Origin of the sequence: Rathayibacter sp. SD072 (assembly GCF_017355185.1) — a bacterium.
In the GTDB taxonomy this organism is placed as follows: domain Bacteria; phylum Actinomycetota; class Actinomycetes; order Actinomycetales; family Microbacteriaceae; genus Rathayibacter.
Genome location: NZ_JADILJ010000001.1, coordinates 67,637 through 89,202, shown reverse-complemented (window position 1 = coordinate 89,202; position 21,566 = coordinate 67,637). Strand labels below are relative to the sequence as shown.

Here is a 21,566-nt window from a genome sequence, read left to right as displayed (position 1 = left end):
TATTGGGCTGGGCGGATGACCTTAGATCCCGCCACCGACATGCCTTCAATCAGTACAGGTGAAGAACCCCGTCAGAAAACCGGTCCTACGTCGGCGCGGACCGGACCGGCCGATACGGCGCGGTAAACGAGCGGCGTGGGAAGACCGGCTCAGCAGGGGTAGAGATTCGAGGGCGTCAAGACGCTGTCCAGGAGCGCTCCCGGCCACGATAGCGTTCGTCTGCGCGACGTTTGTCCCACTACGCTCAGCACGACCTGCACCTCACCAAGGAGAACCATGAGCGTCCCCGCATCCACAGCAACCCCCGCCACGAAGAGGAGCAACGGTCTCGGCCTGGCTGCCCTCATCGTCGGCGCCGTCGCCTTCCTGTTCGGTGTCATCCCGTTCCTCAGTTTCATCGCCTGGCTTCCCGCCCTTGTGGCGATTGGCCTCGGCATCGCCGGCCTCGTCGTGAAGCACCGCAAGCGCCTGTTCGCATGGATCGGCCTCGCGCTCGGCATCCTTGCGATCATCGTCGGCACCGTCGTATCGATCGCGTCTGTTGCAGGCGTTGCGCAGGGCATCAGCGACGCGATCGAGACATCGACCGCTGCGCCCCTCCCGGAGGCGACCACTCCCGCAGAGACCGCCCCCAGCACCGAGGAGTCCGCACCGGCCGAAGCGGCCGCCGGAACTGTGAAGCTGCAGTACGAAGTCACGTCGGACGCGGCCACGGCAGGCAATATCACCTACCTCACCTACGCGAACGGCCAGTCCGGCCAGGAGTCCGCAACGGAGGCGGCGGTGCCGTTCACGAAAGAGATCGACGTCGAGGCGAACGGTGCGTTCGACTTCTCCAGCTTCTCGCTCGTCGCGCAGGCGTCGCAGGACTCGACGACAATCAGCTGCAAGATCACCTACGACGGTGCGGTGCTCGCGGAGCAGACCTCGACGGGTCCGTTCGCAGTTGTGTCCTGTAACGGTACGCCCCAGTAGCGCTCACGCAGAAGAGGCCCCGGCGCCGCTCCGAAAGGAGTAGCGCGGGGCCTCTGTCGTTGTGTCAGTCGCCAGGCTTCGAGCGCCGAATGGTGCCCGCCAAGATTCCGGCCGCTGTCGCAATTGCTCGCATGGAACCCTATGCGCCAACCGCCTCGAGTCAGCATCGCGCAGCTCGGCGTGCGTCTCCTGCCATAAGTGCTCGGTGGTCGTAGGACTCAGGATTACCTCCGCGTCCAGGGCGGAATGTGAACTGGATTGTGTAGCTACGCCGCTACGAAGGAGGCATGGTGGGGCTTGGTGACCGGGCATTGAAGCCGCGGTAAAAGCTACCTCTTCTTCGCCGGCTGCGGATGCTCGAGAACTCCACTCGCGTCTTCACTCTGCGACCGCGTACAGAAGACGACCTGCACGCCCCCCGGTGCGGGGTCGTGACGTGGAGAGATGCCTCGTGAACGCTCGAACGGGCTGGCGAGCATCTAGCGTCGTACCTGCACAACCCCGAACGGCGAGCGGGAACAGGACGCTCGCCACGACCGCGACAACGACGACGCAGCTTGAGGACCCACCATGGACACGATTCTCCGTTCGATTTTCACCACCCGCAGCTGCATGACGTGCGCCAGCGGCAGGGCGCGGGTGATGAGCCTGTTCTGCTCGTCCACGTGCGAGAGCATCAACGAGCTCGACGCCTGACCCCGTCGGCAGCATCCCGGTCCGATCCGATGACCGTTTCGGCGCCGCTCCGACCGTCGGTCGAACCCGGTAGCCAGTAGAACCGCGCGGTTGACCGCAGCCGCCGCCCACCCATCGCGAACGACGAAGCGCCTCCCACCGACCGCTCAGCGGACGGTGAGGGGCGCTTCGCGCGCCGGCGCTCAGGAGACGACGCTGCCTGGGAGAGAGTCCGAGAAATCGGGTGCGCAGAAGTCGTCGTACTCGACGTCGAGTACGACGACTTCCGCCCAGTGGAGCTCCGTCAGGCGGAGGGCGACTTCTTCAGCCGCGACTTCGCCGCGCGCTCGGTGAGCACCGAGAGGTAGTCGCGGACCGGGCGGTCGGCGAGGGCGTCGAGCTCGGCGCGGACCGTCGACTCCACCTCGTCCGCGGAGTGGTCCGGGAAGCGCGCGCGCAGGCGCGCCGATACTTCGGAGGCGATCTCGTCGAGGTTCACGTCAGCAGGCACCAGAGGATGATGCACCACTGCGGTTAACGGGAGGTGCTCGTGCCGTCCGGAGGGGACGGCGCGGACGGGGGGCGCGGATCCCCGCGCGACCTGCCTACCCTGGTGGAGGATGCGACGGAGCGTTCGCCCGCACTGCAGGAGGACCGCGGCGGGCGAGAGGGCCCCGTGTCCGACTCGTCCTCGAGGTCCGGACGGACGACGGAGGACACCGGTGGATCGCATCGAGCTCGCGAGGACGCTGCACGAGATGGGGAGGGGTGCCCTGTCCGACGCGGTCACCCGCGCCGTGAACCGGGGCGAACTGTCGGTGGTGCCGCTCCCGGTCCGCTCCGCGACGCACGAGACCGTCCGCAGGAGCGGGCGCCGGCGTCGCACGGTCGACGCCGTGGTCGAGACGGCGGGGGTCAACGCCTGGCTGCTCGACGACGACACGGCGGTGGCGCTCGCCCGCGGCGGGATCCTCCTCCGGGACCCGGTCGACCGCGTCTTCTCATCACCGACGGTCGACGAGCTCGCCGCCCTGCGCGATGAGGCCGCTCTCGGCGGCTACCTGGCGGACGCGGAGGAGCTCGTCGCGACCGTCCTCGGCACCCCTCCGATCGCCTCGTCGTGATCGCTAGCACGTCCGCCGTCCGCGCGCCCGTACTGGCCGCTCGGAGCGGTTCGTGATTCGCTGTTCTCGTGCCTGACCTCCCGATGTTCCCGCTCGGCTCCGTGCTCCTGCCGCACATGCCGCTCCCGCTCCGGCTCTTCGAGCCGCGGTACCTGCGGATGCTCGGCGACATCCTCGAGGACGAGAATCCGTCGTTCGGCGTGGTCCTGATCGAGCGCGGTCAGGAGGTGGGCGGCGGCGATCAGCGCTTCGCCGTCGGCACCGTGGCGCGCATCCTGAACATCGACGGCGCGGAGTCGTTCGTCACTCTCGACTCGGTCGGCGAGCAGCGCTTCGAGGTCGTCCGCTGGTACGAGGACGATCCCTATCCCCGCGCCGAGGTCCGCTACCTCCCCGATCTCGAGTGGGAGCCGAGGCTCGACGAGTCGCTGGCGACGGCCGAGTCGGCGGTCCGCACCTCCCTCGCCGTGGCGAGCGAGTTCGTCGAGCAGCGCTACGGAGCCGTCGTCGAGCTGGCGGAGGACCCGGCCGCGCACGCGTGGCAGCTCGCCGGAGTCGCCCCGGTGACGGAGTTCGACCGCCTCGCGTTCCTCCGGAGCGGGTCGATGGAGCAGCTGCTCGACGGGGTGCGCGAGAAGTCCACCGAGGCGACGGAGTCCTTCCGCGCCGGCTGGGCCTGACCACCGGCCCGACGGCGGAGTCAGCCCTCGAGGTCGACGCCGCGATCCTGGGCGAGCTTCGCCAGGTCGTCGACGACGACGAGCGCCATCCGCACCGAGCGGTCGCGACGGTAGTCGTCCGCGGTCGGGTCGATCCGCGGGGCGCGATCGAGCGTCTCCTCGATCGACTGCGACAGCTCGCGCCACGCGTCCTGACGGGCGTCGTCGACGAGCGCGGCCAGGTACGCCCTGTCCTCCGCGCGGCTGCGGAGCGTCTCGGCGACGGCCAGCGACAGCCGCTCCCGGTGATCGAGGTTGTCGACGTCGGCGGAGCGGTAGTCGTGCACGTGATCGGAGCGGCCGTCGACGAAGGTGACATCGGCGGCGATGGTGCGCAGCCGCTTCGCCGCCGCTTCGGACTCGTCGGCGAGCTTCCGCAGCTCGACGGCCGCGGCGCGGGAGTAGTGACCCACGTCGAAGGGGACGTCGGCGGTGAGGCCGTCCATCAGGACCCGGTTCTTGACGGCCATCCGGCTCGCGTACTCCGCGAGCATCAGGCCCTCCTCCGTGGCCTCCTCGACCGAGACGGGGTCACGGGCGGGGTTCTCGTCGGGATCGTAGGGCCGCATCTTCAGCCTGCGTCGACGGCGGAACCACACGCGCGTCACCTACATCCTGAGCACGGCGCTCCGCCCACCGGAGCACCTCTTCGAGAATACCGGTCGGGGGAGCGCCGCGGGAGAGCGGCTCAGGCGTCGCGCCAGTCGTCCTGCAGGAGGTGGGAGCCGGCCTGCGGACCCATCTGCAGCATCCCGCCGTCGACGACGTACGACGAGCCGGTCACGTAGGCCGCGCCGGGGGACGCGAGGAACGCGATGACCTCCGCGACTTCCCGGGCGTCCCCCGGGCGGCCGAGCGGGATGCCCGGGCGGTCGATCGTGAACGGATCCACGTCGTCGGCGTCGTTCATCGGGGTCGCGATCTCCCCGGGCGCGACGGCGTTCACGGTGATGCCGTGCCGTCCGAGTTCGAGCGCCGCGACCTTCAACAGCCCGCCGAGGCCGTGCTTGGCGGCGACGTAGGATCCGGCGCCGACCCGCGGCTGGTGCTCGTGGACGCTCGTCACAGCGATGAGCCGGCCGCCGCTGCCGCCCTCCACCATCAGGCGGGCGGCCCGCTGCAGGCAGACGAAAGCGCCGTCGAGGTTCAGCGCGACCGTCCGCCGCCAGCTGTCCAGGCTCTGCTCGAGGAAGGTCTCGCCGCCGCCACCGCCCGCGTTGTTCACGAAGACGTCGAGCCCGCCAAGGCGCCGGGCGAGATCGTCGATCACGTCGCCGGCGCTTTCCAGGTCGGTCGCGTCCAGTCGGGCGATCTCGGCCCTCCGCCCGAGCGAGCGGACCTCCTCGGCGGTGGCCTGGGCGCCCTCCTGATCGCTGTGCCAGGTGATGCCGACGTCCATGCCCGCCCGGGCGAGGGCGACCGCCGTCGCCTTCCCGATCCCCGAGTCGGACGCGGTCACGAGGGCGCGAGTGGGCTGGAAGTCACGGGATCCGTGGGTCATGTCGTCTCCTGAGTGCTCATCGAGGTCCGTCCCCACCGATCCGAGCATCCCGGCGGCGGTCCCGGGACCGCCTTGACAGGGAGCGCGGGAGCACCGACCGGCGTGGGAGGGACCCGTCCACGGTCCCGATCGCGTTGACTGGGCGGATGGATCACCGGCGCATCTCGGTCGTCGTCCCCGTGAAGGACGACGCCCGACACCTCGAGCGACTGCTCGCCCTTCTCGACGAGCAGACGCTCGCCCCCCTCGAGGTGGTCGTCGTCGACGACGGCAGCACCGACGACAGCGCCGACGTCGCGCTGGCGCACGGTGCGCGCGTCGTCGTGCACGAGGGGAGCGGGATCCCGGCGAGCACGGCCTTCGGGTTCGACGTCGCCCAGGGCGACGTCCTGGCGCGACTCGACGCCGATTCGCAGCCCGGGCCGGACTGGATCGCCCGCCTCGCCGGCCACTTCGCCGATCCCGCCGTGGGAGCGGTGACCGGGCCAGGGCGCTTCGTCGAGCTCGCGCCGCTGCCGCGTCTGCTCGCACGCATCCTCTACATGGACGCCTACTTCGCCCTGATGGGCTCCGCCCTCGCGAACTGGCCGCTGTTCGGGTCCAACTGCGCGCTGCGCCGCTCCGCCTGGCAGGAGATCGCGGAGGAGATGCACCGCGACGACGCGTACGTGCACGACGACGTCGAGATCAGCGTGCATCTCGGAGTGCGGCACCGGATCGTGCTCGACCGCCACCTCGAGGTCGGCATCTCGGCGCGGCCCTTCGGCACCGCCGGGGACATGGTCCGCCGGCTCGACCGCGCGATGCACACGCTGCGCCGGCACCCCGGCCTCGGTGCGCCCGTCCTGCGCTGGACCCACCGGGTCCGCCGCTCCCGCCTGGAGCGTCTGCAGCGGATCGCGGCGTCCCGACGCGCGGTGGCCGCGGCCTCCGACCGCACCCGCGACTGAGCGGAGGTCAGTCGGCGGCGGGCCGCCCCTCCTTCGGCATGGCGGCGACGGCGACGAGCATCCCGACCGCCACGACGGCGAGGGCGATGCAGACGAACCGCGTACCGGCGGCGAGATCCTCCGGCGCAGGGGTGCCGCCTCCGGTGGCGGAGTTGACGATGGCGCCGAAGACCGCGACGGCGACGGCACTGCCGATGTTGCGGGCGAAGAAGTTGGTCGACGAGACCACTCCGCGCTCGTTCCACTCGACGCTGGACTGCGCGCGGATGAGGGTCGGAGTGGCGACGAGTCCCATCCCCGCTCCGATGAGGACGCAGTACCCCGCGATCTCCCAGAGGGTCGAGCCGGGGCCGAGCAGGACCGTGAGCGCGCTGCCCACGACGACGAGCAGCGCTCCGATGAGGCCCGTGCTGCGGAATCCGATGCGCAGGTACAGGCGCCCGGACAGGCTCGCGGCGACCGGCCAGCCGAGGGTCATGGCGGCGACGGCGAACCCGGCGCCGAGAGCCGAGCTGCCGAGCACGCCCTGCGCGAAGGTGGGGAAGTAGGAGGTGACGCCGAGCGTGATGGCGCCCACGGCAGCCGAGACGAGACTCGTCGTGAGCAGGAGGCGTCGACTGAGCACCCACAGCGGGAGCACCGGGGCTGCGGCCCGGCGCTCGATCGCGACGAAGCCGGCGAAGGCGAGCGCCGAGAGCGCGAACACCCCGATCCCCGCGGGCGAGAGCCACGGCCACGCCGTCCCGCCTTCGAGCAGCCCCAGGATCAGCAGAGCGGTGCCGACGGCCAGGACCACGGCCCCCGCCACGTCGAGCGGCTGGCGCTCGCCCCTCGTGGTCTCCCGGAAGCTCCTCATCAGGAGGACCGCGGCGAGAAGGCAGAGCGGGATGTTCACCAGGAAGATCCCGCGCCACGCACCCAGATCCGACAGCACGCCGCCGAGGGTCGGCCCCACGACGGAGGAGATGCCCCAGACGCTCGCCAGGTAGCCCTGCGTCTTCGCCCGCTCGGCGACCGTGTAGATGTCGCCGGCGATGGTGATGCCCATCGGCTGGATCGCGCCCGCGCCCAGCCCCTGCAGCGCGCGGAAGGCGATGAGAGCGGGCATGCTCCAGGCGAGGCCGCACAGCAGGGAGCCGACGAGGAACAGTCCGATGCCGATGAGCATGATCGGCTTGCGCCCGATGACGTCCGAGAGCTTGCCGTAGAGGGGCACCGAGACGGCCTGCGCGAGCAGGTAGATCGAGAAGAGCCACGGGAACTGCGCGAAGCCGCCGAGGTCGTCGACGATCGCGGGCACCGCCGTCGCGAGGATCGTGGCGTCGAGAGCGACCAGCGCCGTCGAGATCATCAGCGAGAGGAGGATCGGACCGCGCTCGGAGCGCAGCCCGACGCTGGCGCGGGTCGGGGCGTCGGTCATTCCTCCGACGGTATTCCATGGCAGTGGGAGGGGAGGAGGACTCGACGCGCTCGGTAGACTCGTCGTATGGAACTCGTGCTCTGGCTCGTCATCGCCGCTATCGCCGCCGCCGGCCTCGCCTCGGGCACGGCCGCGCTCATCGCCATGACGAAGTCGCCCTGGTCGGCCGACAAGTAGCACGTCCCGCGTCGCGCCTCACTCGTAGACCCGCACGACGCTCCAGCACGGCTCCGTCGACGCGACGACGTCGAGGACGAACGATCCGCCCGTCTCGACGTGCGTGGCCTGGAACCGCCAGCCGCCGATGCTCACGGGACGCCGCCCGAACGTCGGCGGGAACGGCTCGAGCGGCGCCCACCAGGCGCTCGTGCACGTCCACACCGTCGGCCGGTCGGTGACGCGGTAGCGACCGCCCCGCCAGTCGAGCGCGACAGGCACGCCCTCGCCGTCGGTCGAGACCACTGCCGTCTCGTCGATCACCGCCATCATCGCGCTCCCGTTCCTCCTGCCGGCGACCCGCCCGGGGGTGCCCGGGACGGTTGGCCGTTCGAACGTGTGTTCGATAGTCTGCGAGTGTACGCCGGGGCGGTCCTGCCCGCCACGGCCCCACGAGCGAACGGCTGGAGGCGCGATGATCGAGTGGAGTCCTCTGCAGATGCTGCGCAGCAGCGGTCCCGACGAGTGGGTGATGGTCGACGCGCTCCGCACCGGCAGGATCGGTCTGGTGCGCCGGATCGAGACGGGCCCGTACCGCGAGACGTGGTTCAGGGCCGTCACCTGGGCCGCGGAGCCCGAGAAGCGGACGCTCGTCGGCTACTCCCGCGACATGGAGACGATCGCGAAGGCGCTCTGGGAGCGCCAGCCGCCCACGGCGCAGGAGAAGCCCTTCCCGGGCTACCCGCCGTCGCGGCCGGCCCAGGGCGCGGCCACGCGGTGAGCGGAGCCCGTGCCGACGCCGCCGACACTGCTGGGGCGGAGGAGAATGGCCGGATGCTCCTCGTCCTCGCCGGTTCCCCCTCGGGCGCCTGGACGGCGTCGTCGATCGACGACTCCGGAGCGGTGACCGAGGAGCGCGGCGGTCGCGGACCGGCGTCCCTGGCCGCGTTCGTCCGAGCGGGCGAGCAGGGCCGACCGCGCTGGGTCTGGGACGACACGGCGCGCTGGTACCCCGGGCTGCTCGAGGCGGGGGTCGCGGTCTCGCGCTGCCACGATCTGCGCCTGTGCCGCGCGATCCTCCGACGCTCCTCCGCAGCGACCGGCTCGGTCCTCGCCCGCGCTCCGCGGGACGCCTGGGACGCGGAGGCGGCCGCACCCGCCGCCACCGACACGCTGCTCGGCTTCGAGGAGGCCGCCGTCGACCCCGCGGCGCTGGATCCCGTCGTCGAGCTCGCGCTGCAGGAGGATGCGGTGGCGGGCTCCCCGCAGTCCGGACGCCTGCGCCTCCTCCTGGCCGCGGAGTCCGTGGGAGCTCTGATCGCGCGTGAGATCGCCGCGGCCGGACTCCCGTGGCGCGAGGACGTCCACGACCGCGTGCTGACGGAGGCGCTCGGTCCGCGACCCGTGTTCGGCGGTCGGCCGGCCCGGCTCGAGGCCCTCGCGAACCGCCTCCGCGAGGAGCTGGCGGCGCCCGAGCTCAACCCCGATTCGCCGGCCGACGTCATCCGCTCGCTCCGCCGCGCCGGGCTCCCCGTCGAGTCGACCCGCTCGTGGGAGCTCCGCACGATCGAGCACCCCGCGATCCCTCCGCTCCTGGAGTACAAGAAGCTGTCCCGCCTCCTCACGGCCAACGGCTGGGCGTGGCTCGACGCCTGGGTCCACGGGGGCCGGTTCAGGCCCGAGTACGTCGTCGGGGGCGTGGTCACCGGACGGTGGGCGACCTCCGGTGGCGGCGCGCTGCAGCTCCCTCGGCAGATCCGCGCCGCCGTGGTCGCCGACGACGGCTGGAAGCTGGTCGTGGCCGATGCCGCGCAGCTGGAGCCCCGGATCCTCGCAGCGCTGTCCGGCGACGCGGCGATGGCCGCAGCGGGGCGCGGCCGCGACCTCTACCAGGGCATCGTCGACGCCGGAGTCGTCCCCGACCGCCCGCGCGCGAAGGTCGCGATGCTCGGCGCCATGTACGGGGCGACGAGCGGAAAGGCGGGCGGCCTCCTGCCCCGGCTCGCAAGCGCCTACCCGCGCTCGATCGCGCACGTCGAGGCCGCCGCGCGGGCGGGGGAGCGCGGCGAGTCCGTCTCGACCTGGCTCGGCCGCAGCTCGCCTCCCGGAGCGGTGGGCCCGAACGACGAGAGCCCCGACGCCCGCAGCGCGCAGCGCGCCCGCGACTGGGGGCGCTTCACCCGCAACTTCGTCGTGCAGGGGACGGCCGCCGAGTGGGCGCTGTGCTGGATGGGCGACCTGCGCGCACGGCTGCGCGACGGCGGGCCGGGCCTGGACCGCGCGCACCTCGTGTACTTCCTGCACGACGAGGTCATCGTGCACGCGCCCGCCGAGGCGGCGGACCGGGTCGCCGAGATCGTCCGGGAGTCCGCGGCACGCGCGGGTCGGGCGCTGTTCGGCGGAGCCGACATCGACTTCCCGGTCACCGTCGCGGTGGTCGACGCCTACGACGAGGCGAAGTGAGGCGCGGGCTCAGTACCAGTGCGGCGAGCGGCTGTTCCACTTCGCCCAGGCGCTGCAGGGCGAGCCGTACGAGCTCTTGATGTACGAGAGACCCCAGTTCACCTGCGTCGCCGCGTTGGTCTGGTAGTCCATGCCCGCGGAGGCCATCTTGCTGGCGGGCAGCGCCTGGGGGATGCCGTAGGCACCGGAGGAGCGGTTCAGCGCGTTCCAGCGCCAGCCGGACTCGCCGTTCCACAGCGGGACGAGGCACGCGTCCATCTGATCCGAGCCCCAGCCGTAGTTCCCGAGGACCGACCGTGCGTAGGCCTGCGCCTGTGCGGGCGACATGCCGTCGGTGCGGCCGGCGTAGGTGCTGAGCGCGGCGATGGTCTCGGCCGAGCTGTTCTTCGCTCCGGTCGGGTCGTCGTTGCCGAGCTGCAGCGGGCCGCCGCCGGGAGCGGCCGGAGCCGGAGCAGGTGCGGCGGGTGCCGCGGGGCGGGGAGCGGCGGCGGGTGCCGTGCGGCGGGCCTCGGCCTCGGCCGCCTCGCGTGCACGGCGCTGCTGGTCCTCGAAGACCGCCTTCTCCTGCTGACCCGTCGCGTACTGCTCCTCGAGCGCCGCGGTCGTGTTCTTGAGATCGGCGAGCTGCGCGTAGAGAGTCGAGCTGTACTGCTCCTGCTCGGCGACCTTGGCGTCGGCGGCGCTCTGGGCCGACTCGGCCGCGTCGAGAGCAGCACTCGCCGCGTCGACGAGGGCGACGCGCTCGGAGCGGGCCTGCTCGGCCTGGGAGGCGAGGGCGCCCGCCGTGTTCTCGGTGGTCTCTGCAGCGGTCTGCAGGGTGCTCGTCTGCAGCGTGAGCTGGCTCATCGTGCCGAGGCGGTAGAGCAGCTCGTCCGACTGCTCGCCGCCGACGAGGAGGTTCAACGTCGCATCGGTGCCGCCGCTGCGGTAGAGCTGCGCGGCCAGTCGGCCGGCCTGCTCCTTCGCGGCGTCCGCATCGGCGCGCGCGGCGTCGGCGCGGCTCTCGAGAGCGGTGACGCGCTGGTTCGCCTCGTCGAGCGCGGTCCGGGCGGCATCGGCCTCGGAGGCCCGCGCGATCGCGGCGTCGGTGAGCTCGGCGGCCTGGTCGCGGAGGTCGGCGAGGAACGCGGTGATCCGGTCGACCTCGGCGGCGGTCGCGCTCTCGCTGTCCTTCGCGGACTCGACGTCCGACCACGACGGGTAGTCGGACGGATCGTAGGCGGCGGAGGCGGTCAGTGGCGAGGCCAGCGAGGCGCAGAGGACGAGGAGGGTGCCCGCACCGGCCGCGATCAGGCGTCGGCGCGCGCGCGAGGGCTCGCGGAGGCCGAGGGGTGTGCGGGACATGCGCTCCACCCTAGGCGACGGCACCCGCGCCTGTCTCGTCGCGGGACACCGCTCTGCGGCCGCGGCGGGGGCGCTCCAGGGCGAATCCCCGCACTCCGGCGCCGGCGTCGGCGCCGGACAGCTCCTCCCGGGCGGCGGCGAGCAGGCCGCGGAGGGCGTCGTCGCGGACCCGCATCGCGCGGGCGGCGAGGCGCCGCTGCGGGTGGTCGTCGAGCGGCTCCTCCTCCTCGGGGAGGGTCACGGCGTACGCCGACAGCACGGCCTCCAGGTCGGCCTCCTCGAGACTCGAGGCGAGCAGGATGCGGTCGAGCACGTCGTCCCAGTCCTCCTGGGCCGTGGCGCCGTCGCCGTGGAGCCAGGCGACGGCCTCGACGCGGCCCTCGTCGGTGAGTGCGTGGAGGGGGAGCCCGTCCTCCGTCGCGCCCGCCGAGACGACGAGGCCGCGCTCGCGCAGGCGATCGAGGGTGGAGTAGATCTGACCGACGTTCACCCGGCGGCGATGCGCGGCGCGGTCCAGAAGCTCGGAGTGCAGCTGCAGACCGTAGGCCGGGCCGAGGGTGAGGAGTGCCAGGAGGCCGTCGCGGACCGACACGGGACTCCTCTCGGGTGGGCCCGGACGCGAGGAGGCACCGGACGATCCCGAGTATAGGCAGGGGATCCGAGCGCTCCCGGGGCGGGCGCGGCGAGCCGCCTTGTCGGCGCGGGACGCCTCATGCATACTCTGACGTGGTGGCTCGTCCACCGCACAATCGAAGAATGCACCACTTGTCGTACGTGGTCCGGGTCGTTGGGGAAGACGCACCAGGACGGACGGAGGACAGCATGGTGGCGCAGCAGACTCGGGGTGTGCTCTTCGTGCACTCCGCCCCTCGCGCGCTCTGCCCCCACCTCGAGTGGGGAGCCGGGCGCGCTCTCGGTCGTGCCGTGAACTTCGAGTGGATCGAGCAGCCGGTCCTCCGGGGCACGCAGCGGGCCGAGTTCACCTGGGAGGGACCTCCCGGGACCGGTGCGGGCATCGCCTCCGCCCTCCGCGGCTGGGAGGACGTCCGCTACGAGGTGACCGAGGAGCCGTCCCCCGGAGTGGACGGCGGCCGCTGGATGCACACGCCCGGCCTGGGGATCTTCTTCGCCCAGACCGACAGCGTCGGCAACACGGTGATCCCCGAGGACCGCGTCCGCGCCGCCATGGAGACCGCCGGTGCCGACCCGATCGAGCTGCACCGCGAACTCCGCCTCGCCCTCGGCCAGGCCTGGGAGGACGAGCTCGAGCCGTTCCGCTACGCGAGCGACTTCGCGCCGGTCATCTGGATGCACGGAGTCGGCTGACGCCGACTCCGTGCATCGTCGACGCCGCTCCCCGCGCGGCGTCGCGCGGTCGGCTTCGCGACGGGGTCGCGTTCTGCAGAGCGGGTTGCGAACGGCGACGGCGAATCGCTGGTACGCGATTCGGCGGATACGCCTTGCGGGGCTCGGCGATCCGGAGCCGGAGGCTTCAGTGCTTCGGCTCGTCGAGGGGGCGCGTTCGGGACCTTCGGCTCGTAGGTTCGGACGGGCGCAGCAGCGTCGGCGCGTGGAATGCCGTCGGGCTCGTCAGGATCGTCGGTTCTCGCGAGCCGAGTGCGATTCTGCGAGCCGGAGTCGACGTCCGGGTGTCGCGACAACGCCTCGGCTCTGGGGAGACTGGCCCAGATCATCCCGCTGGGATGGTCCGCCCGTGGGTGCGGTTCGACCATCGGTGTCGGAGCGTATCGGTCACAGGTCCCGGCTCGTGGAAGAGGGTCGGGCTCGTGGGACATGGCCGTTCTCGCGAGTCGGATGCGATCCAACGAGCCCCGAGTCGCGATCGGCGACGCCGTGATCGAGTGCCGATGCCGGGCGCGGCGCGCGGTGCATCCGTTTCCGCTCGCGCATCCAGTCCCGGCCGAGAGCCTGCCGGATGACCCCCCAGCCGATCGCTGGTCAAGCGAATCCTCTGCCGGCCGTCGTCAGGGCGACTCGGCGCCGCCAGTCGGCAAACCGGGCTCCCTTCCGAGGCCCGGTGAGGAGAGCACTGCACCGGTGCCCGTCAACGGTGTGCCGATACCGGCAGGCCGAGCCGTGCCCCGATGCCCGTGAGGGCGAGCACTGCGCCGATGCCCGTGAGGGCGAGCCGTCTGCCGATGCCCGGTAGGGCGAGCACCGCACCGCCGCCCGGAGGGTGGCGCGCAACCCACCCGAGCGCCGCGAGGCGTATCCGGCGATCCGCGTCCCAGCGGATCGCCGTCGCCGCACCGCACCGGCCCTCGGCAACCCAGCCACGCAGGGAGCGGACGCGCCTTCGTTGCGCTACGCGCAACGAAGGCGCGTTCCGCTCGGTCTACGGGGCTACGCCCCGTCAGACCGACCGGAACGCGGCAACAGCATTGTGCCCCCCGAACCCGAACGAGTTCGAGAGGGCGACCAGCGGGCCGGCGCCGAGGGCGCGGGGGCTGGTGACGACGTCGAGCGGGATCTGGGGGTCCTGCTCGGTGAGGTTGATCGTCGGCGGCGCGGTGCGCTCGTGGAGCGCGAGCACCGTGAAGATGGCCTCGAGGGCGCCGGTGCCGCCGAGGAGGTGGCCGGTGGCCGCCTTGGTCGCCGACACGGCGATGTTCGGGAGGTGGTCGCCGAAGACGCGGGCGAGGGCGCGGTACTCGGCGACGTCTCCGACCGGGGTGCTCGTCGCGTGGGCGTTGACGTGGGTGACGTCGGTACGGGAGGCGCCGGCCTGCTCGAGGGCGGCGATCATCGCGCGGGCGGCGGCGGATCCCTCGGGGTCGGGCGCGGTGATGTGGTACGAGTCGCTGGTGACGGCACCGCCGGCGAGCTCCGCGTAGATGCGGGCGCCGCGGGCGAGCGCGTGCTCCTCGGTCTCGAGGACCAGCGAGGCGGCTCCCTCGCCCAGGACGAAGCCGTCGCGGCTGACGTCGTAGGGCCGGGAGGCGGTGGCCGGGTCGTCGTTGCGGCGCGAGAGCGCCTGCATGGCCGCGAAGGCGGCGAGGGGGAGCGGGTGCACGACCGACTCCGTGCCGCCGGCGATGACGACGTCGGCGAGGCCCTGCTGGAGGTGCTCGTAGGCGTTCGCGATCGCCTCGGTGCTCGACGCGCAGGCCGAGACATCGGTGCGGGCGTAGGCGCGCGAGGGGATGGACATGCTGATCGCCGCGGCGGCGGCGTTGGGCATGAGCATCGGGATGGTCATGGGCAGGACGCGGCGGGGTCCGCGCTCGCGCAGGGTGTCCCAGGCGTCGAGGAGGGTCCAGAGGCCGCCGATGCCGGTGGAGTAGTCGACGCCCACGCGCAGCGGGTCGACGTCGGTGATGCCGGAGTCGGCCCAGGCCTCGCGTGCCGAGATCAGTGCGAACTGGCTCGAGGGGTCGAGGCGCTTGAACTCGGGGCGGGGGAGGACGTCCTCCGGGCGCACCTTCGCCTGAGCGGCGAACGTCACGGGGAGGTCGTGCTCGGCGACCCAGTCGGCCTCGATGGTGCTGACGCCGGACTCGCCCGCGAGGAGGGCGTTCCACGACTCGCGCGCCGTCCCTCCCAGGGGGGTGCTGGCGCCGATGCCGGTGACGACGATCTTCTTGCTGCTCATGACGACGATCTCTGTTCCGTGACGGGGTGGGTGCCGGGCGCACCCCGGCCGGGCCTGTGCCGGGCCGGGGTGTCCGCCTCGCGGACGGTGGAGCGGTGAGTCCTACTCGGACGCCTTGACGATGAAGGTGACCGCGTCGCCCACCGTCTTGAGGTTCTTGACCTCGTCGTCCGGGATCTTCACGTCGAACTTCTCCTCGGCGTTGACGACGATCGTCATCATCGAGATGGAGTCGATGTCGAGGTCGTCGGTGAACGACTTGTCCAGCTCGACGGAATCGGTCGCGATGCCGGTCTCGTCGTTGACCAGTTCGGCCAGGCCGGCGAGGACTTCTTCGGTGGACAGTGCCATGGTTCTCTCCTTGAGGGGTGTGATTCGAGTTGTCGTCGAGTGACCGTGAGTCAGTTTAGGGGTGGGGCGTCTCCCCCTAAGGGAGCACCACGACCTGCGCGCCGAACACGAGTCCGGCTCCGAAGCCGATCTGCAGGGCGAGTCCGCCGCTGAGCTCGGGGTGCTCCTCGAGCAGGCGGTGCGTGGCGAGCGGGATCGACGCGGCCGACGTGTTGCCGGTCGTCTCGATGTCGCGGGCGATCGTGACGGTGTCCGGCAGCTTCAGCTGCTTGGCGAACTCGTCGATGATGCGCATGTTGGCCTGGTGGGGGATGAACGCGGCGAGGTCCGAGGGCTCGACTCCGGCCTCGGCCAGCGCCTGCTTGGCGACCTTCGCCATGTCCCAGACCGCCCAGCGGAAGACGGAGGGGCCGTCCTGGCGCAGGGTCGGCCACTCGGCGCGCCCCTCGCGGTAGGCGAGCAGCGGGTTGTCCATGCCCACGGTGTCCCAGCGGGATCCGTCGGAGCCCCAGACGGTCTTGGAGATGCCGGCGGAGTCGCTCGGCCCGACGACCGCGGCGCCCGCTCCGTCGCCGAGGAGGAAGGAGATGCTGCGGTCGGTGGGGCTGACGAGGTCCGAGAGCTTCTCGGCGCCGACGACGAGCACGTACTCGGCGAGTCCGGAGCGGATGAACGAGTCGGCCTGGGCGATGCCGTAGGTGTACCCGGCGCAGGCGGCCGAGATGTCGTACGCGGGAGCGGGGTTCGCTCCGATGCGGTCGGCGAGCAGCGCGGCGAGCGACGGGGTCTGCACCGTGTTGCTGATGGTCGAGACGAGCACGACGCCGATCTGGTCCGGGCGGATGCCGGCCTTCTCGATCGCCTCGAGGGAGGCCGTGGTCGCCAGGTCGACGGCCTCGACGCCGGCCGAGGCGCGGCGGCGCTCGATGATGCCGGTGCGCTGGCGGATCCACTCGTCGGAGGAGTTGATCGGCTCGATCAGGTCGTCGTTCGGCACGACGCGGTCGCCGCGCGCGGCTCCGATGCCGAGGATCCGGGTGTACGCGGTGCCGCTGGACTGGGTGAGGGTGGGGGGCGTCATGGGGGTCTCTCCTGCTAGGCGGCGTGCTCGTCGATGAAGGCGCGGGCGGCGTCGAGGTCGTCGGGTGTCTTGACCGCGAGGGTCGGCAGACCCTTGAGGCCGCGCTTGGCCAGGCCCACGAGGGCGCCGGCGGGGGCGAGCTCGATGAGGCCGGTGACCCCGGCCTCGGCGAACGCCGCCATGCAGAGGTCCCAGCGCACGGGGGAGGCGACCTGGCCGACCAGCAGCTCGAGGAACGCGGAGCCGGAGTCGACGACGGAGCCGTCGCGGTTGGTCCAGAGCCGGAGCGACGGGTCGGAGGGGGTGATCCCCGCGGCGACCGCGGCGAGCGAGTCGCGCGCGGGCGCCATGTAGCGGGTGTGGAACGCTCCGGCGACCTGGAGGGGGATGACGCGGGTGCCGGCGACCGGCTCGTCCTTGAGCGCCTGCAGCGCGTCGACGGCTCCGGCGACCACGATCTGGCCGCCGCCGTTGTAGTTGGCGGGCTCGAGGCCGAGCTCGTCCAGACGCGCCAGGAGCGCCTGCTCGTCGCCGCCGAGGACGGCGCTCATGGCGGTGGGCTGCGCGGCGGCGGCCGAGGCCATCGCGCGGGCCCGCTCGCGGACGAAGACGAGGGCGTCGGACTCGGAGAGGACGCCTGCTCCGGCCGCAGCCGTGATCTCGCCGACCGAGTGGCCCGCGATCCCGGCGATGCGGTCGCGGCGTCCGCCCTCGAGCAGTGCGGCGAGGCTGACGAGCCCGGCCGAGACGATCAGGGGCTGGGCGACGGCGGTGTCGCGGATGGTGTCCGCGTCGGACTCCGTGCCGTGGGCCGAGAGGTCGATGCCGACGGCCTCGGAGTGGGCGGCGACCTGCTCCGCGACGGAGGGGACGGCCAGCCAGGGGGCGAGGAATCCGGGGGTCTGGGAGCCCTGACCCGGGGCGATGACGACGATCACGTGTTCAGTCTTCCGATCCGCGCCGCCGGGAGCGGCGCTGGTACGCACGGAGAAACCACAAAAGGCTTGTGGCGGTTCTACAACGGGCGGCGCTCAGCCGCGCGTCGGCCGGCGGCGGACGGCACCGTCGGGATCGCTCATCGAGCCCAGGATCAGCGCGGACTGGAGGATCAGGGCTTCCCGCGCGCCGGTCGCATCCCAGCCGATGACCTCGGCCACGCGCTTCAGCCGGTACCGCACCGTGTTGGGGTGCACGAACAGCTCGCGCGCCGTGGCCTCCAGGGAGCGCCCGTTGTCGAGGTACGCCCACAGGGTCGTGAGCAGCTCGGTCGAGTGCTTCTGCAGCGGCTTGTAGATCTGGGAGATCAGGCTCTGACGCGCGAGCGGATCCCCGGCCAGGGCGCGTTCCGGGAGCAGGTCGTCGGCGCTGACCGGGCGCGGGGCGTTGCGCCAGGAGCGGGCGACGGCGAAGCCGGCGAGGGCGGCGCGGGCGCTCCGCGACGCCTCGACCAGGGTCGGGACCTCGTGCCCGAGGACGAGGTGACCCGTCCCGAAGCCGGGCTCGAGCGCCTCCGCGATCTCGAGGAAGGCGACCGGCGGGCCGGTCTCCTCCGTCGCGTTCTCGCTCGGCTCGGCGCGGCCGATGACCAGCACGAGCCGGCTGCCCTGCACGCCGATGAGGACGTCCGCGTCCATGTGCCTCGCGGTGCGGCGCAGCTGGTCGACGTCGAGCATCTTCGGGGCCGTGCCGACCAGCACGGCCACCTCGCCGTGCCCGTGCCAGCCGAGCGCGGCGATGCGGCTGGGGAGCTCGTCGTCCGCTTCGCCCGTGAGGATCGAGTCGACGACGAGCGCCTCGAGGCGGGCGTCCCAGAGTCCGCGCGCCTCGGCGGCGCGGGCGTAGACGTCGGCCGCGGCGAAGGCGACCTCGCGCGAGTAGAGCAGGATCGCCTCGCGGAGGTCCTCGCTTCCGTTCTTGACCCGGTCCTCGACGACCTCGACCGTGACCTTGATCAGCTGGAGGGTCTGGGTCAGCGAGACGGAGCGGAGGAGCTCCCGCGGCGCCGCTCCGAAGACGTCGGCGGCGATCCACGGAGTGGCCGCCGGGTCGTCGAACCACGAGATGAACGAGGTGATCCCGGCCTGGGCGACCAGGCCCACCGCCGAGCGCCTCCCCGGAGGCATGGCGCCGTACCAGGGCAGCGTGTCGTCGAGTCGCTTGATGGTCTGCGTCGCGAGCTCACCGGCGATGGTGCGCAGCCACGCGAGGGTCTGCTCCTTGGTGCGGGCAGCACCCGGCCGGGAGGCCGGGGCTGCCGCAGCAGACCCTCGCGCGGTCGACGACGACCCGTGGGGGGAGGGCACCGACTCGACCGTCAGCTCTCGCCGCCCGCGTTGCCGGTGGTGCCGGCGTTGACGTCGTGCAGACGGTACTTCTCGATCGCCTGGACCGAGAGCGACGGGTCGACCTCGCCCTGCTTGGCGAGCAGCTGCAGCGTGCGCACCACGACCGACGGTCCGTCGATCTTGAAGTGGCGACGCGCGGCGGCGCGGGTGTCCGAGAAGCCGAAGTCGTCCGCTCCGAGCGTCGCGAAGTCGCCCGGGATGAACTGGCGCAGCTGGTCGGGGACCTGGTGCGAGAAGTCCGTGACGGCGACGAAGGGGCCCTTCGCGTCGGCGAGCTTCTGCGTGACGTACGGCACCTGCTGGGCGTCCTCGGGGTGGAGGAAGTTGTGGTGCTCGGCCTTGATGCCGTCGCGCCGCAGCTCGTTCCAGGAGGTCACCGACCAGACGTCGGCCGAGACGCCCCAGTCCTCGGCAAGGAGCTTCTGCGCCTCGATCGCCCACGGCACCGCGACGCCGCTGGCGAGCAGCTGCGCCTTGGGACCGTCCCACTGGCCCCAGGAGACGCGGTGGATGCCGCGGACGATGCCGTCCACATCCACGTCCTCGGGCTCGGCGGGCTGCACGATGGGCTCGTTGTAGACCGTGAGGTAGTACATCACGTTCGGGTCGGAGTGCTTCCCGCCGTACATGCGCTCGAGTCCGGACTGCACGATGTGCGCGATCTCGTATCCGTACGCCGGGTCGTAGCTCACGACGGCCGGGTTGGTGGCGGCGAGGATCGGGGAGTGGCCGTCCGCGTGCTGCAGGCCCTCGCCGGTCAGCGTGGTGCGTCCGGCGGTCGCACCGATCATGAAGCCGCGGGCCATCATGTCGCCCGCCGCCCAGATCGCGTCGCCCGTGCGCTGGAACCCGAACATCGAGTAGAAGACGTAGACCGGGATGAGCGGCTCGCCCTGCGTCGAGTACGAGGTGCCCACCGCTGTGAACGCCGCCAGGGCGCCCGCCTCGTTGATGCCGACGTGCAGGATCTGGCCCTGGGGGCTCTCCTTGTACGCCAGCAGCAGCTCGCGGTCGACCGACGTGTAGTGCTGTCCGCGCGGGTTGTAGATCTTCGCGTTCGGGAAGAACGCGTCCATGCCGAAGGTGCGCGCCTCGTCCGGGATGATCGGGACGACGCGGTTGCCGAAGTCCTTCGAGCGGAGGATGTCCTTCAGGATGCGGACGAACGCCATGGTCGTGGCGATCTCCTGCGTCCCGGAGCCCTTCTTGCCGATTTTGTACGCGGAGTCGTCCGGGAGGTTGAGCTGCGTGTACTTCGAGCGGCGCTCGGGGAGGTATCCGCCCAGCGCGCGACGGCGCTCCTGCAGGTACTCGATCGCCTCGTCGTTCTGACCGGGGTGGTAGTACGGCGGGAGGTAGGGGTTCTCCTCGAGCTGGGCGTCCGTGATCGGGATCCGCATGGTGTCGCGGAAGCCCTTCAGGTTGTCCAGCGTCATCTTCTTCATCTGGTGGGTCGCGTTGCGGCCCTCGAAGCTGCGGCCGAGACCGTAGCCCTTGATGGTGTGGGCGAGGATGACGGTGGGCTGGCCCTTGTGCTCCGTCGCGGCCTTCATGGCCGCGTAGATCTTGCGGTAGTCGTGGCCGCCTCGGCGAAGGCCCCAGATCTGCTCGTCGGAGTAGTCCTCGACGAGCTTCTTAGCGCGCTCGTCGCGGCCGAAGAAGTTCTCGCGGACGTACGCGCCGTCCTCCGTCTTGTAGGTCTGGAAGTCGCCGTCGGGCGTCTTGTTCATCAGGTCGAGGAGCGCGCCCTCGGTGTCGCGGGCGAGCAGGTCGTCCCACTCGCGGCCCCAGATGAGCTTGATGACGTTCCAGCCGGCGCCGCGGAAGTACGACTCGAGCTCCTGAACGATCTTGCCGTTGCCGCGGACGGGTCCGTCGAGGCGCTGGAGGTTGCAGTTGACGATGAAGTTGAGGTTGTCGAGACCGTCGTTCGCCGCGACCTGCAGCTGACCGCGCGACTCGACCTCGTCCATCTCGCCGTCGCCGAGGAAGGCCCAGACCTGCTGGTCGGACGCGTCCTTGATGCCGCGGTTGGTGAGGTACTTGTTCGCCTGCGCCTGGTAGATCGCGTTGATCGGTCCGAGGCCCATCGACACGGTCGGGAACTGCCAGAACTCGGGCATGAGGCGCGGGTGCGGGTAGCTCGAGAGCCCCCCGCCGCTGTGCGAGCGCTCCTGGCGGAAGCCGTCGAGCTGGTGCTCGGTCAGGCGGCCCTCGAGGTAGGCGCGGGCGTAGGGGCCGGGGGAGGCGTGGCCCTGGATGAAGACCTGGTCACCGCCGCCCGGGTGGTCCTGACCCCGGAAGAAGTGGTTGAAGCCGACCTCGTACAGCGAGGCGCTCGACGCGTAGGTCGAGATGTGGCCGCCGACGCCGATGCCGGGTCGCTGCGCGCGGTGCACGAGGATCGCCGCATTCCAGCGGATCCACGCGCGGTAGCGGCGCTCGACGTCCTCATCACCGGGGAATTCGGGCTCGTTCTCGGGCGCGATGGTGTTGATGTAGTCCGTGGTCGGCACCATCGGAACGCCGAGGTGCAGCTCCTTGGAGTGCTTGAGGAGGCTGAGCATGACGTCGCGTCCGCGACCCGCACCCCGCTCCGCAACGAGCGCGTCGAGCGACTCGTTCCACTCCGACGTTTCCTCGGGGTCCGAGTCCACGTGACCGACGGAATACGGGTCCTGATCGTTAACAGTCACCCTCGACCTCTCTCTGGGGGCAGATCGTGCCCGAGACATCATTCTCATGAAGCGGTGCCGGATCCGCGCGCGGGCTGCGGATTGACGAGCCGCGCGCGGGCACCTGTGCCAGCCTAGCGATTCTGGCCTACTGTGGCGATCCACGACGGAAGC

At 71.6% G+C, this 21,566-nt stretch carries 21 protein-coding genes; 8 read left to right on the top strand and 13 right to left on the bottom strand.

Annotated features, from left to right (window positions below):
* The first annotated feature begins 276 nt into the window (after positions 1–276).
* A complete protein-coding gene (locus IOC53_RS00445; protein WP_207402424.1) occupies positions 277–975 on the top strand; it encodes an MmpS family transport accessory protein in 699 nt (232 codons plus the stop codon).
* Positions 976–1,545: 570 nt separating this feature from the next.
* Positions 1,546–1,671: a hypothetical protein gene (locus IOC53_RS19125; RefSeq protein WP_278249978.1), complete on the top strand. Its 126-nt coding sequence runs from the start codon at positions 1,546–1,548 to the stop codon at positions 1,669–1,671.
* A 283-nt stretch (positions 1,672–1,954) separates the two neighbouring features.
* Here IOC53_RS19125 and IOC53_RS00440 read toward each other — a convergent pair whose 3' ends face one another.
* Positions 1,955–2,161, bottom strand: coding sequence for a three-helix bundle dimerization domain-containing protein (locus IOC53_RS00440; protein WP_207402423.1), 207 nt, complete (start codon positions 2,159–2,161; stop codon positions 1,955–1,957).
* Positions 2,162–2,372: 211 nt separating this feature from the next.
* Between IOC53_RS00440 and IOC53_RS00435 the strand changes: the two genes are divergently transcribed.
* Together IOC53_RS00435 and IOC53_RS00430 are read left to right on the top strand one after the other, a co-directional pair.
* A complete protein-coding gene (locus IOC53_RS00435) occupies positions 2,373–2,774 on the top strand; it encodes a hypothetical protein (RefSeq protein WP_207402422.1) in 402 nt (133 codons plus the stop codon).
* A gap of 68 nt (positions 2,775–2,842) precedes the next feature.
* Positions 2,843–3,454, top strand: a complete 612-nt coding sequence (locus IOC53_RS00430; RefSeq protein WP_207402421.1) for an LON peptidase substrate-binding domain-containing protein — start codon at positions 2,843–2,845, stop codon at positions 3,452–3,454.
* Positions 3,455–3,474: 20 nt separating this feature from the next.
* Here IOC53_RS00430 and IOC53_RS00425 read toward each other — a convergent pair whose 3' ends face one another.
* Positions 3,475–4,101, bottom strand: coding sequence for a hypothetical protein (locus IOC53_RS00425; RefSeq protein WP_207402420.1), 627 nt, complete (start codon positions 4,099–4,101; stop codon positions 3,475–3,477).
* Positions 4,102–4,181: 80 nt separating this feature from the next.
* On the bottom strand, positions 4,182–4,994 hold the full coding sequence (locus IOC53_RS00420) for an SDR family oxidoreductase (RefSeq protein ID WP_207402419.1): 813 nt from the start codon (positions 4,992–4,994) through the stop codon (positions 4,182–4,184).
* A 146-nt stretch (positions 4,995–5,140) separates the two neighbouring features.
* Here IOC53_RS00420 and IOC53_RS00415 point away from each other — a divergent pair, with 146 nt between their 5' ends.
* On the top strand, positions 5,141–5,944 hold the full coding sequence (locus tag IOC53_RS00415) for a glycosyltransferase family 2 protein (RefSeq protein WP_242682608.1): 804 nt from the start codon (positions 5,141–5,143) through the stop codon (positions 5,942–5,944).
* 7 nt (positions 5,945–5,951) lie between these two features.
* On the opposite strand, the gene IOC53_RS00410 is transcribed toward IOC53_RS00415, so the two are convergent.
* A complete protein-coding gene (locus IOC53_RS00410) occupies positions 5,952–7,364 on the bottom strand; it encodes an MDR family MFS transporter (protein WP_207402418.1) in 1,413 nt (470 codons plus the stop codon).
* A gap of 195 nt (positions 7,365–7,559) precedes the next feature.
* Complete coding sequence (locus tag IOC53_RS00405) at positions 7,560–7,853, bottom strand: hypothetical protein (protein WP_207402417.1); 294 nt, start codon at positions 7,851–7,853, stop codon at positions 7,560–7,562.
* Between the two features lie 142 nt (positions 7,854–7,995).
* On the opposite strand from IOC53_RS00405, the gene IOC53_RS00400 reads away from it, so the two are divergent.
* On the top strand, positions 7,996–8,301 hold the full coding sequence (locus tag IOC53_RS00400) for a hypothetical protein (RefSeq protein WP_207402416.1): 306 nt from the start codon (positions 7,996–7,998) through the stop codon (positions 8,299–8,301).
* Positions 8,302–8,354: 53 nt separating this feature from the next.
* Positions 8,355–9,983, top strand: coding sequence for a bifunctional 3'-5' exonuclease/DNA polymerase (locus IOC53_RS00395; protein WP_207402415.1), 1,629 nt, complete (start codon positions 8,355–8,357; stop codon positions 9,981–9,983).
* A 9-nt stretch (positions 9,984–9,992) separates the two neighbouring features.
* Here IOC53_RS00395 and IOC53_RS00390 read toward each other — a convergent pair whose 3' ends face one another.
* Both IOC53_RS00390 and IOC53_RS00385 read right to left on the bottom strand, forming a co-directional pair.
* Positions 9,993–11,327 carry a hypothetical protein gene (locus IOC53_RS00390; protein WP_207402414.1) on the bottom strand — a complete coding sequence of 445 codons (1,335 nt, stop codon included), beginning with the start codon at positions 11,325–11,327 and terminating at the stop codon, positions 9,993–9,995.
* A 10-nt stretch (positions 11,328–11,337) separates the two neighbouring features.
* Positions 11,338–11,919, bottom strand: coding sequence for a PadR family transcriptional regulator (locus IOC53_RS00385; RefSeq protein ID WP_207402413.1), 582 nt, complete (start codon positions 11,917–11,919; stop codon positions 11,338–11,340).
* A 230-nt stretch (positions 11,920–12,149) separates the two neighbouring features.
* On the opposite strand from IOC53_RS00385, the gene IOC53_RS00380 reads away from it, so the two are divergent.
* Positions 12,150–12,653: a DUF3145 domain-containing protein gene (locus tag IOC53_RS00380; RefSeq protein ID WP_207402412.1), complete on the top strand. Its 504-nt coding sequence runs from the start codon at positions 12,150–12,152 to the stop codon at positions 12,651–12,653.
* A gap of 1,048 nt (positions 12,654–13,701) precedes the next feature.
* Here the strand turns inward: IOC53_RS00380 and IOC53_RS00375 are convergent.
* The 6 genes from IOC53_RS00375 to aceE all read right to left on the bottom strand — a co-directional run bounded on the left by IOC53_RS00375 (position 13,702) and on the right by aceE (position 21,413).
* Positions 13,702–14,940 carry a beta-ketoacyl synthase gene (locus tag IOC53_RS00375; RefSeq protein WP_207402411.1) on the bottom strand — a complete coding sequence of 413 codons (1,239 nt, stop codon included), beginning with the start codon at positions 14,938–14,940 and terminating at the stop codon, positions 13,702–13,704.
* 102 nt (positions 14,941–15,042) lie between these two features.
* Complete coding sequence (locus IOC53_RS00370; RefSeq protein ID WP_207402410.1) at positions 15,043–15,291, bottom strand: acyl carrier protein; 249 nt, start codon at positions 15,289–15,291, stop codon at positions 15,043–15,045.
* Between the two features lie 76 nt (positions 15,292–15,367).
* Positions 15,368–16,372, bottom strand: a complete 1,005-nt coding sequence (locus tag IOC53_RS00365) for a beta-ketoacyl-ACP synthase III (RefSeq protein WP_207402409.1) — start codon at positions 16,370–16,372, stop codon at positions 15,368–15,370.
* 14 nt (positions 16,373–16,386) lie between these two features.
* Positions 16,387–17,310, bottom strand: a complete 924-nt coding sequence (locus IOC53_RS00360) for an ACP S-malonyltransferase (protein WP_207402408.1) — start codon at positions 17,308–17,310, stop codon at positions 16,387–16,389.
* Between the two features lie 93 nt (positions 17,311–17,403).
* A complete protein-coding gene (locus IOC53_RS00355; protein ID WP_207402537.1) occupies positions 17,404–18,570 on the bottom strand; it encodes a CdaR family transcriptional regulator in 1,167 nt (388 codons plus the stop codon).
* Positions 18,571–18,686: 116 nt separating this feature from the next.
* Positions 18,687–21,413 carry a pyruvate dehydrogenase (acetyl-transferring), homodimeric type gene (gene aceE, locus IOC53_RS00350; protein WP_207402407.1) on the bottom strand — a complete coding sequence of 909 codons (2,727 nt, stop codon included), beginning with the start codon at positions 21,411–21,413 and terminating at the stop codon, positions 18,687–18,689.
* Between the last annotated feature and the right edge of the window lie 153 nt (positions 21,414–21,566).